General features: G+C 38.9%; 21 protein-coding genes and 1 pseudogene. 5 read left to right on the forward strand and 17 right to left on the reverse strand.

Annotated features, from left to right (window positions below):
• Nucleotides 1-178: 178 nt before the first annotated feature.
• The 3 genes from PCORN_RS20915 to PCORN_RS14020 are packed head-to-tail and all read right to left on the reverse strand — an operon-like array spanning nucleotide 179 to nucleotide 1,618.
• Nucleotides 179-361: a GyrI-like domain-containing protein gene (locus PCORN_RS20915; protein WP_277620206.1), complete on the reverse strand. Its 183-nt coding sequence runs from the start codon at nucleotides 359-361 to the stop codon at nucleotides 179-181.
• Between the two features lie 28 nt (nucleotides 362-389).
• Nucleotides 390-788 carry a GyrI-like domain-containing protein gene (locus tag PCORN_RS20920; protein WP_277620207.1) on the reverse strand — a complete coding sequence of 133 codons (399 nt, stop codon included), beginning with the start codon at nucleotides 786-788 and terminating at the stop codon, nucleotides 390-392.
• On the reverse strand, nucleotides 785-1,618 hold the full coding sequence (locus PCORN_RS14020; protein ID WP_036081823.1) for a MerR family transcriptional regulator: 834 nt from the start codon (nucleotides 1,616-1,618) through the stop codon (nucleotides 785-787). Before PCORN_RS14020 ends, PCORN_RS20920 begins: the two co-directional genes overlap by 4 nt.
• Before the next feature lie 218 nt (nucleotides 1,619-1,836).
• On the opposite strand from PCORN_RS14020, the gene PCORN_RS14025 reads away from it, so the two are divergent.
• Nucleotides 1,837-3,783, forward strand: coding sequence for an endo-beta-N-acetylglucosaminidase (locus tag PCORN_RS14025; protein WP_077913926.1), 1,947 nt, complete (start codon nucleotides 1,837-1,839; stop codon nucleotides 3,781-3,783).
• A gap of 39 nt (nucleotides 3,784-3,822) precedes the next feature.
• Here the strand turns inward: PCORN_RS14025 and PCORN_RS14030 are convergent, their stop codons facing one another.
• Nucleotides 3,823-4,020, reverse strand: coding sequence for a hypothetical protein (locus tag PCORN_RS14030; RefSeq protein ID WP_036081825.1), 198 nt, complete (start codon nucleotides 4,018-4,020; stop codon nucleotides 3,823-3,825).
• Between the two features lie 69 nt (nucleotides 4,021-4,089).
• Between PCORN_RS14030 and PCORN_RS14035 the strand changes: the two genes are divergently transcribed.
• The 3 genes from PCORN_RS14035 to PCORN_RS14045 are packed head-to-tail and all read left to right on the forward strand — an operon-like array spanning nucleotide 4,090 to nucleotide 5,722.
• A complete protein-coding gene (locus tag PCORN_RS14035; RefSeq protein ID WP_036081826.1) occupies nucleotides 4,090-4,731 on the forward strand; it encodes a uracil-DNA glycosylase in 642 nt (213 codons plus the stop codon).
• 60 nt (nucleotides 4,732-4,791) lie between these two features.
• A complete protein-coding gene (locus PCORN_RS14040; protein WP_036081827.1) occupies nucleotides 4,792-5,241 on the forward strand; it encodes a DMT family transporter in 450 nt (149 codons plus the stop codon).
• 13 nt (nucleotides 5,242-5,254) lie between these two features.
• Nucleotides 5,255-5,722 (forward strand): DMT family transporter, encoded by a 468-nt coding sequence (locus PCORN_RS14045; RefSeq protein ID WP_036081829.1) that lies wholly within the window; start codon nucleotides 5,255-5,257, stop codon nucleotides 5,720-5,722.
• A 40-nt stretch (nucleotides 5,723-5,762) separates the two neighbouring features.
• Here PCORN_RS14045 and PCORN_RS14050 read toward each other — a convergent pair whose 3' ends face one another.
• Together PCORN_RS14050 and PCORN_RS14055 are read right to left on the reverse strand one after the other, a co-directional pair.
• Nucleotides 5,763-6,359 (reverse strand): NAD(P)H-dependent oxidoreductase, encoded by a 597-nt coding sequence (locus tag PCORN_RS14050; RefSeq protein WP_036081831.1) that lies wholly within the window; start codon nucleotides 6,357-6,359, stop codon nucleotides 5,763-5,765.
• Entirely contained in the window at nucleotides 6,359-6,781 is a 423-nt protein-coding gene (locus PCORN_RS14055) for a MerR family transcriptional regulator (RefSeq protein WP_036081833.1), read from the reverse strand. The genes PCORN_RS14050 and PCORN_RS14055 overlap by 1 nt, the downstream gene beginning before the upstream one ends.
• 134 nt (nucleotides 6,782-6,915) lie before the next feature.
• Between PCORN_RS14055 and PCORN_RS14060 the strand changes: the two genes are divergently transcribed.
• Nucleotides 6,916-7,824: a magnesium transporter CorA family protein gene (locus PCORN_RS14060; protein WP_036081835.1), complete on the forward strand. Its 909-nt coding sequence runs from the start codon at nucleotides 6,916-6,918 to the stop codon at nucleotides 7,822-7,824.
• Nucleotides 7,825-7,872: 48 nt separating this feature from the next.
• On the opposite strand, the gene PCORN_RS20925 is transcribed toward PCORN_RS14060, so the two are convergent.
• The 11 genes and pseudogenes from PCORN_RS20925 to PCORN_RS19460 all read right to left on the reverse strand — a co-directional run.
• Nucleotides 7,873-7,992, reverse strand: a complete 120-nt coding sequence (locus PCORN_RS20925) for an HAD hydrolase family protein (protein WP_277620208.1) — start codon at nucleotides 7,990-7,992, stop codon at nucleotides 7,873-7,875.
• Complete coding sequence (locus tag PCORN_RS14065; protein WP_277620209.1) at nucleotides 7,947-8,684, reverse strand: Cof-type HAD-IIB family hydrolase; 738 nt, start codon at nucleotides 8,682-8,684, stop codon at nucleotides 7,947-7,949. Before PCORN_RS14065 ends, PCORN_RS20925 begins: the two co-directional genes overlap by 46 nt.
• 105 nt (nucleotides 8,685-8,789) lie before the next feature.
• The gene (locus PCORN_RS14070) at nucleotides 8,790-9,020 is read right to left on the reverse strand and encodes a helix-turn-helix transcriptional regulator (RefSeq protein ID WP_036081837.1); all 231 of its coding nucleotides are present in this window, start codon (nucleotides 9,018-9,020) and stop codon (nucleotides 8,790-8,792) included.
• The gene (locus PCORN_RS14075) at nucleotides 9,013-9,354 is read right to left on the reverse strand and encodes a DUF6442 family protein (protein ID WP_036081839.1); all 342 of its coding nucleotides are present in this window, start codon (nucleotides 9,352-9,354) and stop codon (nucleotides 9,013-9,015) included. Before PCORN_RS14075 ends, PCORN_RS14070 begins: the two co-directional genes overlap by 8 nt.
• Nucleotides 9,355-9,478: 124 nt before the next feature.
• A complete protein-coding gene (locus PCORN_RS19635; protein ID WP_167330524.1) occupies nucleotides 9,479-9,655 on the reverse strand; it encodes a DUF6440 family protein in 177 nt (58 codons plus the stop codon).
• Between the two features lie 685 nt (nucleotides 9,656-10,340).
• Nucleotides 10,341-10,688 (reverse strand): SMI1/KNR4 family protein, encoded by a 348-nt coding sequence (locus PCORN_RS14080; RefSeq protein WP_241433199.1) that lies wholly within the window; start codon nucleotides 10,686-10,688, stop codon nucleotides 10,341-10,343.
• 248 nt (nucleotides 10,689-10,936) lie between these two features.
• Complete coding sequence (locus PCORN_RS14085; RefSeq protein WP_036081841.1) at nucleotides 10,937-11,368, reverse strand: YrhA family protein; 432 nt, start codon at nucleotides 11,366-11,368, stop codon at nucleotides 10,937-10,939.
• A 53-nt stretch (nucleotides 11,369-11,421) separates the two neighbouring features.
• A complete protein-coding gene (locus PCORN_RS14090; RefSeq protein ID WP_036081843.1) occupies nucleotides 11,422-11,865 on the reverse strand; it encodes an SMI1/KNR4 family protein in 444 nt (147 codons plus the stop codon).
• Complete coding sequence (locus PCORN_RS14095) at nucleotides 11,862-12,290, reverse strand: SMI1/KNR4 family protein (protein ID WP_036081845.1); 429 nt, start codon at nucleotides 12,288-12,290, stop codon at nucleotides 11,862-11,864. The genes PCORN_RS14090 and PCORN_RS14095 overlap by 4 nt, the downstream gene beginning before the upstream one ends.
• Nucleotides 12,290-12,751, reverse strand: a complete 462-nt coding sequence (locus tag PCORN_RS14100) for a hypothetical protein (protein ID WP_036081847.1) — start codon at nucleotides 12,749-12,751, stop codon at nucleotides 12,290-12,292. Before PCORN_RS14100 ends, PCORN_RS14095 begins: the two co-directional genes overlap by 1 nt.
• A pseudogene (locus PCORN_RS19460) lies at nucleotides 12,702-13,435 on the reverse strand (hypothetical protein); the annotation flags it as partial. The pseudogene PCORN_RS19460 and the gene PCORN_RS14100, both read right to left, overlap by 50 nt.

The following is a 13,435-nucleotide window of genomic DNA, read 5'->3' on the forward strand; positions in this document are numbered from 1 at the left end:
TCCTTTTTGATTTTGTTTGGCTCGTACCTAACATTATATCAAAAATGGGGAGGTTCCTCTTTTTTGTTGCTTTAAATCTCTTGAGCCGCAAGGCTTAGGAGTTATGAAATTAGTTCATATATAAGTGTATAAAAAAATCCCAATCTAGTTTTTAGTTAGATTGAGAAGCTTCGTATTATTATTTATACTTTATTTCAAAGCGGAGCGTTGTTTTAAGTTTGTCTGAAGACACCCTTTTGAAATCTGATAAATAAATTTCTTTGTGGTTTTTGCTGATTCTTTCTATATTATTCTCTTCACAGAATGCTTCCATTTTTACAAACGATGCAGCTTCATCATCAAAGCTTCCCACGTGTAGCATTTGCAGGTTTAGTCCTTCTGTTATTTCTTCAAGCTTCAGTTGACAAAGGTATTCTTTGGAAATTTTTTTTGGTTGCTTTTTCTTTGGCTATTTCGAATAGTTCTGGTGTAATAAAGTCTGGTTGGCGCAACATGATTTTATACGTGAGTTTGTCTTTATCAAAAACGAGACTTCCAGGTTCTAAACTCCAAAATCCTTCTAGCGGGAATACGGTATAGTCATAGTATCCTTCAGGGGTTATCCCTTTTTTCGGCATCATTTTAATTGCGTAGGATGTGGCGTATAGTGCCGTGACTAATTCTGAAAATAGTGGATTGTTAGGATTGCCTTTTCCGCGTATCGTGATGTATGTCATTGGTCCGAGATCGATTATTTCTGGATTTACTTTTGGTAAGTTAGATTTTTTTGTCTTGTTTTCGCCATTCATATTTCATGGTTTTCCTCCTTGATTGGGAAACATGCTTCGGTTACCCAGTTTTCTGGATTGGGTTCGGTTGCGATGGATACGTGATAAATATTAAACATCGGCCCGTTTAATTGATAATTATGATTTTCTAGCCAAATCGCGACGGTTTCGGTCACGGCTGTCATTTGTTCGTAGCTCCCATTTATTATAACAGAGGCTACGGTGACCGCGGGGGCTTCTTTGAAAAATATACCGTTTCTTGACTCGTAATCTGCGGTTTTAACGGCAGCTTGGACCTCTACATCGACATCTGCCTCACGATAAGTGTCATCATGAAAAATGGCCATGCTGTAAGGCTCTTTCGTAAATTGGACTTGCTGCGGAATAATTTCAGCGTATAGTCTTTCCCAAAGCAGACCTTCACTCGCAAAAGATGGGATCGTGTTTCGAACACTCGCAACAAAGCGTTCTGGAATCTCTTTTTTGGTAATATGATAGTTCCATTTAGCGCTGTCTTCTTTTAGAACCGCTAGCGAACTTTCTAGAAGTAGACTTTGTTGCTTGATTGTTTCTAACTCTTCTTGTAATTCCAATTCGCGAATCGCAAAATGGGATTGGATTGTTTTCGCGTCAAATCCAGATGATAAAATTTTGTTGATGACGGTGAGGCTGAGCCCGATTTCTTTTAGTTTTTGAATTTTGTTGATAGTTTGCAGTTGCTTTGCCGAATAATGGCGATAATTAGTTTCTGTGTTGATTTTTTCAGGGGTGAGTAAACCTATTTTATCGTAATGGCGCAAAGATCGGATACTTACGTTTGCTAGTTTGGAAAATTCGCCGATTTGGAACATGTTATGCCTCCTTGTTAAGCTTTTATATCTTTATTTTAAACTATGACATAGGTGGAGAGTCAAGCACAGAACTAAATTTAGTCTAGTAATCTTTAGATCAGCTACTTTTTTTATTGGAAATTTTTGTAGTAGGCTTGAGGAAGCACCTTGTTTTTGTAGGTAGAAATGTAAGCGCATTATTATTTTAGAAAGGGAGAGACGTATGGAAAAAACTGAAAATGTTAACTGCTTTACTAAGTATATCACTTTTTACCTCAGTACTTGCTCCATCTCAAGGCGCGTATGCGATGACCGCGGAGGATAAGGAGACGCAAGCGAAGACGGGTCAGCCGTTTGCCTCTTATTGGTTCCCGGATGAATTGCTAAAATGGAGTCCAAAAACAGATCCAGATGCACCGTTTAATAAAGGCACGATTCCTTTGAAAAAACGTGTGACATCAGCTAAATCTAACGCTACGCAAACGAGTAAAGGGGAACTGATGTCGCTTGATATTATTAATCAGCACACAGCGGGAACGCCTTCGCAGGGTTTTAAGAGTATCCAAGTTTACAATCCGACGCAATGGCAATATGTTGATGTGCTGGTTGCTTGGGCTGGTTCTTCTGGTGAAGGGATTATTATTCCACCGAGTGCCGATACGATTGATATGGCGCATAAAAACGGCGTGCCTGTTGTCGGGACTGTCTTTTTCCCGCCGAATGTATATGGTGGCAAAACCGAATGGGTGAAACAGTTTATTACGAAGGATACGAATGGCCGTTATCCTGTGGCTGATAAATTGCTGGAAGTCGCGAATTATTACGGTTTCGATGGCTGGTTTATCAATCAAGAAACGACTGGTTTTACAGCTGCTGATTCCGTTGCGATGCAAAATGTGCTGAAATATATGCAAGCTAAAAAAGGCGCAAATCAGCAAATCATTTGGTACGATTCGATGACGACGACTGGCGAAATTGATTGGCAAGGCGCTTTGAATGAAAAGAACAGTCCTTTCTTAACACAGAATAAAAAAGCAGTTTCGAATGGGATGTTTATTGACTTTCGCTGGAATCCGGACCGTCTTGTAGCGTCTAATAAAAATGCGGCCGCGCTTGGTGTGAATCCACATAAATTATATGCTGGCGTCGATGTCCAATCCAATGGTTACAATAGTAATGTCAATTGGGGCGCGATTATCCCTCCTGCTGGGCAAGCACCTATTGTTTCGCTTGGCCTCTATATTCCTGGCTGGGTTTACTACAATTCGACGAGTGAGGCTGATTTTGTAGCAAAAGAAAATAAGTTTTGGAATGGGAATAAAGTCGATCCACGCTATCCTGAAAATGTAGCTGGTGCAAAAGATTGGCAAGGAATCGCAAAATATTTCCCAGAGAAATCCGGAATTTCGGCGCTTCCACTCAAAACCAATTTCAACACAGGGAAAGGAACATTTTTCAATAAGAATGGCGTTCGTTTGCAGAATGGCGAATGGAATCAGCGCGGGATGCAAGATGTGATGCCGACTTATCGCTTTATTTTAGATAGTAAAGGGGGTAATAAATTAGCGGTGAGCATTGCCTCAGATGACGCTTATACAGGCGCTTCCTCCCTACTTTTATCTGGAAATACGGTGAAGAACGGGACGACAACGACGAAATTATTTGCAACAGATATCAAAGTGAAGCGAGATACGACTTTTTCGATGAAGGGGAAAGGCACTGGAAATACGCATAAACTCGTGTTGCAATTTGCAGGTGAGAAAAATCCTCGTAAAATCGCGTTGAAGGCCTCGGGTACTGGCTGGGTCAACTGGTCCACGACGCTCAGTCCTTACTACGGTAAAACGATTAAAGAAATTTCGCTTGAAACAACAACGACCACAGCACAACTTAATACCAAAATTCGAATCGGTGAAATTGCGCTCCAAGGAAAAACAGATATTGGCTACTTCGGCGCGGTGAAGAATGTCAAAGTCGCTGAGAAAGTAACACCAGAACGCAAAACAAACGCTCGTATCACTTGGGATAAAGCGCTTGGCAACGTTCGCTATTATGAAATTTATCAAAAAAATGCCAAAGGAGCACAAGAATTGATTGGTACAACGCCATCTAGTGCCTTCTTTGCAACGGGTGTCTATACTGTGAAAGGCAAAGCTCAAATTACAGTGAAAGCCGTCGGGTATTAAAAAAAAGTGGTCTGCTAGCAACTCGAGCAGACCACTTTCCTATTTCTGGCGTTTGTCGATAAACCAGCTTCCGAGCGCACCGACCAGAAGAATTCCTAGCGATGGAATCGAGTAATCGACGAAGAAAGTGGTGAACTCGATTCCCGCGAACTGCAATGCAACCGTTACTAATCTGGCTACCAATAAAATAAGGCCAATGATGACTAACGCGTTAAAAAATAATTTCAAAAAATGCATCCCTTCTCCTCCTGTCTCTCTCCCATGTTATAATTTAATAGAAGAAAGTTCAAGTTTGGGAGTGATAATATGACGTATCCACGAGAGTTAATCGATCCAATTATCCTTAAAAATAGAGAATTTGACTTGGAGGGCTTTGTGTTTGGTAATGGCGATTTTTCACCTGATATCATGTTGATTGGTGAGGCTCCTGGTGAAGTCGAGATTAGAACGGGGGTCCCATTTACGGGGCGTTCTGGCAAAGAACTCGACAAGACGCTAGCTATCGCTGGTTTAACGCGCGATCAAGTTTATATTACAAGCATCGTTCGAAGTCGCCCATTTGGCAAGAAAACGATGGTTGATAAAACTGGGCAGAAAATCGAGAAACGCCCAAATCGAATGCCGAAACAAAAAGAAATTATTTTACACGCCCCGCTTCTTGATTATGAAATTGCGCAAGTTAAGCCGAAATTAATCATCGCTTTGGGCGGCTGTTCCTTGAAGCGCCTCATCGATAATAAGATGACGGTTTCTGAATCGCACGGTCACCTATGGCACGGGAAGATCAAACAACTTGGCGCCGATTCTAACTATGTGCCCTCCCAGCAAGCATATGATATTTTTCCGACATTCCACCCTGCCGCCATTTTCTACAATCGTAAAATAGAACCGCAACTCATGGCAGATTGGGAGAAGTTGAAAGAAATTTTAGCGACGAAAGCAATATAAACGACAGATCCGCACGTTTGTTCTATAATGATACTACTACTGAAAAAGGAGGATTGTTTGATGACACTATTATTGATGTTGGCTGGGTTGATGGCGGGGATGACTATTCCTGTTCAAACAGCGGTCAATTCACGACTACGCGGCTATACAAAATCGCCTTTTATCGCCTCTTGGGTGTCTTTTTTGATTGGGAGTATTATTTTGATCGCACTGGCACTCGTTTTTGAGCACGGTTGGACATTTGATGTACATATGCTGGCGGTGAACCCTTGGTGGATTTGGTTCGGCGGTGGCGCGCTTGGTGTGTTCTTTTTGACGTCAAATATTTTATTAATGCCGCGACTTGGGTCAGCCTTGACCGTCGTGATTACGCTTTGTGGGCAGATGGTGATGGCGCTTTTGATTGACCATTTTGGCTGGTTTGGCGTGCCGATTCATGAGCTTAATTTGCCAAGAGTCGCGGGAATCGCGATGATGTTTTTCGGTGTTATTCTGATGCAGCGTTACTAAAGGAGGCTTTTTTATGACAACAAAAAAATCTAAATCGATGATCGCGTTTATGTGCATGGGGCTTGCGGCGGGCATGATGTCGCCGATTCAAACTTCCATTAATAGCCGATTACGGATTGCGGTGGATTCGCCGATTATTGCTTCGATGATTTCGTTTCTAGTCGGGATGACGCTACTCCTGCTCATATCGCTAATTGTCGAACGCAGACTGACATTTCAACTGCGCGGTGTTGGCCGAATTCCGTGGTGGATTTTCACTGGCGGTGCGCTTGGCGTTATTTTCGTTACATCGAATATTTTGCTACTACCACTACTCGGCTCTGCGCTGACTGTTGTTTTGGCACTATGTGGCCAGATGATTATTGCGCTGACAATTGACCATTTCGGCTGGTTCGGCATTATCAGACATCCGATTAATCGTTACCGCGTACTTGGCGTGCTTTCGATGGTTGGCGGTGTTTTATTGATTCAGTGGTTCTAGAAAAAGGATTTCCTGCATCGAGCTGGGAAATCCTTTTTGATTATACATGCTGAGAAATGCCTCTTAAACGGCGATCATCATGCGCAGCCATTTTCAGCATTTTCTTTTCATAAAACGCGGCCGGCTTATGCTTCGTGCGGTCCATGTTATCAAAACTCGTTCGCCGGATGCTAAAAATACCGCTGAGCCACAACGGTTGGCGCATGCCTCGGTACCCGCTCCAGCCGAATAAATAATGATAGAATTCGCTACCGCCCATGGAGTATACGATGCGTGCTTTTTTCCCGCGCCACATCCCTTTCAAAAGATATTGTTTCGTTCTAAAGCTGTACGTTTCGCCGACCCAGAATAAATTTTCGATAAAACCTTTTAGAGCTGATGGGACATTCGCAAACCAGATGGGGTAGAAGAATGCGAGTAGATCGGCTTGTTGGGCGAAAGCATTAATGGCGAGCATTTCAGGTGTGCGCTCGGTTTTGTAACCCTTACTGAGCGTTTTATCGTAGTCTAGTTTGGCCAAGTCGACTACTCGGACCTCATGTTGTAATTCCTGCATTTTAGTAATGTAGATTCCACTGAGACGTTTCATCGTGCCGCGTTCCCTCGAATCCGCTTGTACTACAAGTATCCGCGCCATTATTTCCACCCCTTCTGCTCAAAAAATGAATCTACGAGTGCATCGTTTTTTTCTTGAATTCTAGCTAATGGTGCTTCGCCTAGCATTACTGGCAAGTCTTCCATAATCGTAATAATTGTTTGATACTGCTCGATTTTTTGCTTTAGGTCATGGATTTTGGCATGGAAAAAAATTTGAGCTTCGACCTCGCAATCCACGCCGTGTGGTTCACGGAAATAGCGTTGCATCACCTCACTGATTTCGGCCAATGAAAAACCGGCTTCTTTAAGAATTAAAATGTATTTCATGATTTTGATATCTTGCTCAGAATAATTGCGATACTGATTTTCGCCTCGCTGTGGTTGAATCAATCCTTTTTTCTCGTAATAATGGAGTGTAGAGACTGGTACGCCTAGTAATTCACTTAATTCATGTCCACGCATTATTTTTAGCACCTCGTTTCGGAATAGTTTTATTATAACTCTGAAGTATGGTTTAGGGTCAAGTGATACTTTCATTATTCGGAAATACTGCTATAATAATAAAGGGCTCAGTCAGAAAAAAGGGAGATGAGGCAGTGATTACTAAAATACCTTTTAACAATGGGACATATGATTGGATTAATATCAATATTGAGAACCCTACAGAATTAAAGAAGTTCTACGAGGAATATGAAATTGACGATGAAGTAGTGGCTTATTCGCTGGATAGAAACGAGCGCGCCCACTTGGAATACGATTTAGCTACGAATACGTTTGTCTTGTTTTTCAATGTGCCAAACAATGAGAAAATTGACGATCATTATGAGACGATTCCGATGACGTTTTTGATTAAAGGCTCGCAGTTTATTACGGTGACGAATGCGAAAAATCAATATGTTGCGGATAAAATGAAACGATTTTTGAACAACAACGATGGAAAAACGATTTTTGAGTTCTTATTTAGTTCTTTGTTTATGATTACCGATTCGTATTTTCCGTTCGTCGAGCAAATGGACATCGATAGAAAAACGATCAATGATAAACTGAAGGAGAAAACGACGAAGCAAAACTTACTTTCTCTATCTGATTTAGAGACCGGCATTGTTTACTTTGTCTCTGCATCCAAGCAAAATCTAGTTTTGTTAGAGCAGATTAAGACGCATATTATTTATCGGACGCTCGATGCGAATGAGAAAGAGCAATTTGAAGATGCGGTGATTGAGGCGAAGCAGTTAGTTGAGATGACACAACTATCATCCCAAATTTTGCAGCAATTATCGGGGACGTATAATAATATTTTGAATAATAATCTGAATGATACGATTAAGATTTTGACGGTATTGTCGATTTTGTTGACGATTCCTACGATTATTACCGGATTTTTCGGGATGAACATGCCTTTGCCGCTGGAGCATAATCCGTTTGGGTGGGTCACTACGATTATGATTAGTGTCGTTGTTTGGTTCGTGCTTTCTTATGTATTACGCAGATTGTTGAGACGATGAAAAAGACCGAACGCTGAGCCCAGAAAGCTTATCGTTCGGTCTTTTTTTTCAGTTAAATGGATACGTTTTATTCAGAATAGCGTCGATTGTGCTAAATACGCCCTCTTCGTCGTTCGAATCCGTTATATAATTCGCAGCACTTTTGACTGGATCCGTCGCATTTTCCATTGCAAAACCGTACGCCACATGATGCAGATCTCGATGTCATTACCACTATCTCCAAAAGCGACTGTTTCATGATCTTCAATGTGCCATAACTCCTGAATCCGCTTAACGCCGTGCGCTTTATGTAGACCGGGAATAATCAAATCAATATACACATTTCCACTCGTTACCGGGGTAATAAAATCGCCAACGCTTTCTTGCAGTTTCTCCAGTACTTCTGGCACATCAGATTCATTAAAAGTAAGCGCGAATTTGAAAATTGTGTCGTTGATGGTATAGAGATCATCCACGCGTTTTAGTTTATGATAGTATTTCAAGCTTTGATTGAAGTCTGCCTCACTCGTATCATGAGCAACGTACGCGCTATCTCGACCACAAACAACAAGGCTCACCGGCTGGAAATCATGAAGAATATCGAGAACTTGATGCACCGTTTTCTCGCTCATTTCACCACAAAAAACTTCCTCGTTTGAATGGACGGTGTAGGCACCATTTTCAGCCATGAAGGAAATTTCATGCGCAAAATCTGGAAAGAATGATTTTAATTGATAATACTGGTTCCCGCTTGCGACAACAAAACGGACACCACGTTTTTTCAGTTCGGTATATTGGCGATTGAAGCGCTTGCGATTGTAATCTTGGTCGTTATTCAAGAATGTACCGTCCATGTCGACTGCGATTAGTTTTATTGGCATTTTGGATTGGCTCCTTTTTGGGCTGTGTTTAGCTTTATTATAGCATTTATACAGCACAGAAAAGAATCAAAAATCATAGCATACTCCAAAACTTTTACCCGTGCTTTACTTGTATTTAACTATCTTTAAAAAAAAGAAAAGTTCTTCAAATTTTTTGTCTAAAGCAATACAAAGAACTAAGGCTAGTTTAGCTGTGGGACTAAATTGACCTGTCTCTAGCGAACTAATTGTTGTTCTAGATACCCCTACCATTTTTGCTAGGGCAGATTGCGAGAGTTTTTTCTCAGCTCTGGCTTCTTTTAATTTATTTTTTAGTACTAATTTATCTTCACTCATAATAACTACCACCTAATTTAAAAATTTGCTGCAGATGTAGTAGGATAAATATAATCGTAGCCACCGAATAACCTATACTCAAGAAAAGATACTTATTATTCCTAATATAGATGTATTTCACCAAAAAGTCTGTAGCGCCGTAAGCTACTAATAATGCGAATAAAGCGAAATTAAATCCTCCACCGCATACACTTTGAATAATGAATAAGATAGTAGCTAAAAACACTAAGACAAGACTGCTTATTATTCCTGATTTGTTCTGGATGTCTAATTTGAATAAATCTTTATCCTTATTCTCTTTTCTACTTTGTGCCAAGATATCTTCTTTATCCACGAATACTTCCCCTTTCTTCTATTATCCGTTATTACTTAAAACTGTGTAGCCCTTTTGTCGGCACGTTATCAACAAGGAATACCTCTCCATAATCATCTTTTTTAGATATTAATGATCCATGTCTTTATTTTTCTAACAATGGTTTTCCATCTGAATCGACCAATAACGCCATGCCAGATCCTATATTTGGAACTGCCGCTAATAGATATTGTACACCAGTCTCCTTATCAATAATAACAGTCGTTAAACCCGAACCACTTTGTTCTAATGTTTCCACGTTAAATCTTTTTTCTTTCTTCATTACTAAAATCATCTCCTTTTGATAAGTTTTATTGTCAAACAACATCATATCATTGACAAGAAAACTTGTCAATTTTATTTTGAGGAACTTAAAAGATGTTACATCAACGGGAATCGCCTTTGTTGTTTGTATTTATCCACATGCGCCACAAAGCTTTCCCCGAGGTACAGGCGCTAATTTTAAGCCGATTAACTTTGACATGTTGCGATTTTTCCTTAGGCCTGTAAATACACTTGAAGGGGATTTTTTATGAAAAAAAATATTTTATACACTTTTAACAATTACATTGGCATTCGTTTTCATTTATATTCTTGTCCCATCGAGTATAGTACTGTTATTTATCCGTTTGCTACTCATAGGTTCCTTTTTGATTGCCATGGTAGCGTACTATAAAAATAGTCGCAGCAAATTCTTCTCCGCATTATTCGGTGTAATCGTTGTATTAATATTCTGGATCAAATAATTCCATTTAAAACGTACAACTTGTTTTGACTTCCATAAACACACTAAAAAAAGAGTCAAAAAAAGCCCTTGATGTTAAAGGCTTTTTGACTCTTTTGCATTTATTCCCACTAGATAAAATCATTATAATACAAGCACAGTCATACCAACAACTTCGAAAGCATATATTTTTATTTGTCAGGTTTTTGGCAGGTAACTTATAATAGCAATCACCCTTACCTAATTAGACGTCTTTCCCATCTTCATATAAATTATTTATAAACTCCTCAATATTATTAGCTAGAAAATAAACATTGCTCATTTCATTAGGATTCTCTGTTTCCTCCTCATGATCCCAAAAGTAAATATTATCAGAATTATCTTCATTTATCGAAACACAAATTGCATTCCCACTAGGATCATTCCCGATAGGAATAAAATCATTAGGTAAACGCTCATCATATATATCTATAAAGTCCTGTAAATTATCATATATATCACCTAAACCAAAAAATGAATCCAAAACACTTGCCCCTTGATTTTCCGATATAAAGAAAAGATTCGGCTCTGTTTCACCACCATTAGTATTCAATTAAAAAAGATCTATATACTTGTGGAAGAACAAAACCATTTATTGATTCAAATTTTTGAATATCTTCTTCGCTTACTTTTCCATTTGGGTTTGACAACTTCATCATCAATTCACATCACTTTCACTAGCTAAACTCTGAATGGGCTTTCTTATCGACTAACATCATGGTTTTCCATCCTCCATATGATGCCATTTATAGTCTGATGGCGCTCTATCATTAGTCACTAGCTGTGTGTTTTTTCATTTACTCACAAAACATTTTTGAAAGCAGATTCTAACAACTCATTCAACGATGAAAATCTATTAGTAACATCCCCACTTGGCTTATCTAGCTCCAGAAAAGTGTTTTTCATTTTGCTATAACAATACCAAGAAATATTGGAATCTCCAAAAAACACATAATCGTCTTCCCATTCATTTTCATGCCATATTTCATTTGCTGCAATAAATCCATTATTGTTATCATTGACGTTTGCATTGTAAATAACAAGCCCATCATAATCGAGACCATTCCGTATTTTAAGGAATGTTGCATAGTCAGAGAACCAGATATCTCTGGACTGGTCATTAGTAATTTGCTTTTTTAGTTCCAGAATTTCAGCCTTGGTTGCAGGTAGCTCGGGTTTTTCATCAAAAGATTTTTGTTCCTCTGCAATTTGTTTTAATATATCTAAAAGCATCCTAAAATCTCCTCAATATCCATTAACCAAGCACTTACTCGCTAGTCAATACGCTAGTTTTGCTTCGTTAATGCCAAATAATAATTATCATCTTTAGACATCAATTGGAGAAATTCATATAGTGAATTAGCAATTTTCGTTTCATTATAAAATATAGGACTAATATCTTCCCCAGTCACTTTTATAGACATTAAAACTGTTTCATCTACCTCAAAAAATATGAGTTCGTCCTCTAAATCATCATATAAATCAATATCAGGATAAAATTCATAATCATATTCCTTCATACGAAAATCTCTCACTGAAATCGGGTCCATTAATCGATTTATATTTCCTTTAGAGCCTTTAATAAAACCACAGCCTACTTCATTATAGAACTCGAGCAATTCCTTTGGAAAAGCTAATTCCAACTCTAGTTCTGCCTCTTGAACAGAACTAGACGAAACACTATAAAACTTATGTTCTAAATTCTCTATTATAAAATCATAATTCCTCATTTCAAATAGTACAAATCATCTTCCATAATTTTCTCTAGAAATTCCTTGAGCGAGTCAGCTATCAATGTATCAAATAAATAAATTGGACTTGTTTCCCCTTCTCCTAAACCTATCAGAATTGTTGTACTCTCGTCCCCTTCAAAAAAGACTAGTTTATCTTCTTCTACTTCATCAAAAATTTCAATGTCTGGATAAAACTCGTAATCATCGACACGAAGTCTAAAATCCCTTACTGATTCAGGGTCCATTAATCTATTAATTTGATACTCTGAACCTTTAAAGAAGCCATACCCAATCTCTGAATAAAATTGTCGTAGTTCATTTGGAAAAGTTAAGCTTAATTCTCTTTCTACTTGTTCGATATCCTCTAGTTTCAAAGGATAAAAACTATTTTCTGGATTGTTAGTCACAAATTTAAACGACATTATTTTTTCACTCCCTTAAATAATTCTTTTGCAGGCGAACCTGCTCCGTGTATTCCTGCTTGATGTTCATCTGGAAATTTAGCTGGGTGCATATTCCACCATTCGTGTTCGCCACCAAATGTATTTTCAATCAGATGGTGTGCATCATATGGCTCTCCCGGCTTACGTATAACCCTACCAGATTTTGCAGATAAAATTTCTTCTGAGTAGCGTGGCCAAGATTGGTTAGTCTTCTGCTCCCACTCAATGATAAGTTTATTTTTAACTTGTTTAAAAGCTAACCTGTGCTTATTGGTTTCAACAGGTGTTAGTTTGGCGTATTCTTTAGTTCGCAAAGCATCCTTCAGAGCATCGATTTGAATTTTGGCTAGCTTGCGACTTGTTCGTTGTTCTACATCCTTAATATAACTCCTAACCAAACCAGAGTTGATTGAATTTTTTGATAACAATTGGTTCGCCATATTCTTTTATCTTTAGGTCGGATTCCACTTTATTTATAGTGCTTCTCGGGAAAACTTTTCCACGTCCCCTAACCGCAACCATACTAGTCATAACACCTGCAATAATGGAGAAACTTTGCATTTTAGTCAATGGCTGATCTGGATTCAGTATATTGATTCCCTTAACAGCACCAATCATATAATCCGTCATAAAGTCGCCTGATTCTTCATCCGCAATTTTAATTGTACCATCTTTTATGGCATCGTTGTAGGCAATGGTTGCTTTCGCGCTTTCTTGGTCGGTTATACCATTTTTACTTAGTATCCAATAACTTCCCTCTAATGTTTTCGTGTAGTCATCAAAATTATATTGTTTCGGCTTTTTCTCGGTTACCAAGCCATCTAGCCATCCCATATGTAATGCTTTCGTGTTGAATGTATGACTAACGGTATTAAATGCTTTACTGCTTTGAATTTCTGCTAAGCCTTGTTTCACTTGATACAACTTGGTTAGGACATCCTGCATCACATTTTGGTGGCTCATGTCAAAATCAAGATAGCGTTCTATGATTTGCATTTCGTGTTGTAGTTGCCCCATCGCGGTTTGCATCCCTAATTGCATGCCGATTTGCTGTCCAAGTGAGGAACCGCCAGCCATCGATTTCATTTTCACCAACAAGTCTTCATAGCGATTTTGGCATTTTC

Source organism: Listeria cornellensis FSL F6-0969 (genome assembly GCF_000525855.1).
GTDB lineage: Bacteria > Bacillota > Bacilli > Lactobacillales > Listeriaceae > Listeria_A > Listeria_A cornellensis.

Excerpts from the sequence above, each read along its gene's own strand:
- PCORN_RS14045 (WP_036081829.1), top strand. The coding sequence starts at position 5,255 with ATGACAACAAAAAAATCTAAATCGATGATCGCGTTTATGTGCATGGGG.
- PCORN_RS14055 (WP_036081833.1), bottom strand. The coding sequence starts at position 6,781 with ATGCGTGGACATGAATTAAGTGAATTACTAGGCGTACCAGTCTCTACA.
- PCORN_RS14085 (WP_036081841.1), bottom strand. The coding sequence starts at position 11,368 with ATGCTTTTAGATATATTAAAACAAATTGCAGAGGAACAAAAATCTTTT.
- PCORN_RS14040 (WP_036081827.1), top strand. The coding sequence starts at position 4,792 with ATGACACTATTATTGATGTTGGCTGGGTTGATGGCGGGGATGACTATT.
- PCORN_RS14095 (WP_036081845.1), bottom strand. The coding sequence starts at position 12,290 with ATGTCGTTTAAATTTGTGACTAACAATCCAGAAAATAGTTTTTATCCT.
- PCORN_RS14050 (WP_036081831.1), bottom strand. The coding sequence starts at position 6,359 with ATGGCGCGGATACTTGTAGTACAAGCGGATTCGAGGGAACGCGGCACG.
- PCORN_RS14035 (WP_036081826.1), top strand. The coding sequence starts at position 4,090 with ATGACGTATCCACGAGAGTTAATCGATCCAATTATCCTTAAAAATAGA.
- PCORN_RS14030 (WP_036081825.1), bottom strand. The coding sequence starts at position 4,020 with ATGCATTTTTTGAAATTATTTTTTAACGCGTTAGTCATCATTGGCCTT.
- PCORN_RS20915 (WP_277620206.1), bottom strand. The coding sequence starts at position 361 with ATGCTACACGTGGGAAGCTTTGATGATGAAGCTGCATCGTTTGTAAAA.
- PCORN_RS20920 (WP_277620207.1), bottom strand. The coding sequence starts at position 788 with ATGAATGGCGAAAACAAGACAAAAAAATCTAACTTACCAAAAGTAAAT.
- PCORN_RS20925 (WP_277620208.1), bottom strand. The coding sequence starts at position 7,992 with ATGGAAAATGCGACGGATCCAGTCAAAAGTGCTGCGAATTATATAACG.
- PCORN_RS14070 (WP_036081837.1), bottom strand. The coding sequence starts at position 9,020 with ATGAGTGAAGATAAATTAGTACTAAAAAATAAATTAAAAGAAGCCAGA.
- PCORN_RS14065 (WP_277620209.1), bottom strand. The coding sequence starts at position 8,684 with ATGCCAATAAAACTAATCGCAGTCGACATGGACGGTACATTCTTGAAT.
- PCORN_RS14090 (WP_036081843.1), bottom strand. The coding sequence starts at position 11,865 with ATGAGGAATTATGATTTTATAATAGAGAATTTAGAACATAAGTTTTAT.
- PCORN_RS14100 (WP_036081847.1), bottom strand. The coding sequence starts at position 12,751 with ATGGCGAACCAATTGTTATCAAAAAATTCAATCAACTCTGGTTTGGTT.
- PCORN_RS14025 (WP_077913926.1), top strand. The coding sequence starts at position 1,837 with ATGTTAACTGCTTTACTAAGTATATCACTTTTTACCTCAGTACTTGCT.
- PCORN_RS19635 (WP_167330524.1), bottom strand. The coding sequence starts at position 9,655 with ATGAAGAAAGAAAAAAGATTTAACGTGGAAACATTAGAACAAAGTGGT.
- PCORN_RS14020 (WP_036081823.1), bottom strand. The coding sequence starts at position 1,618 with ATGTTCCAAATCGGCGAATTTTCCAAACTAGCAAACGTAAGTATCCGA.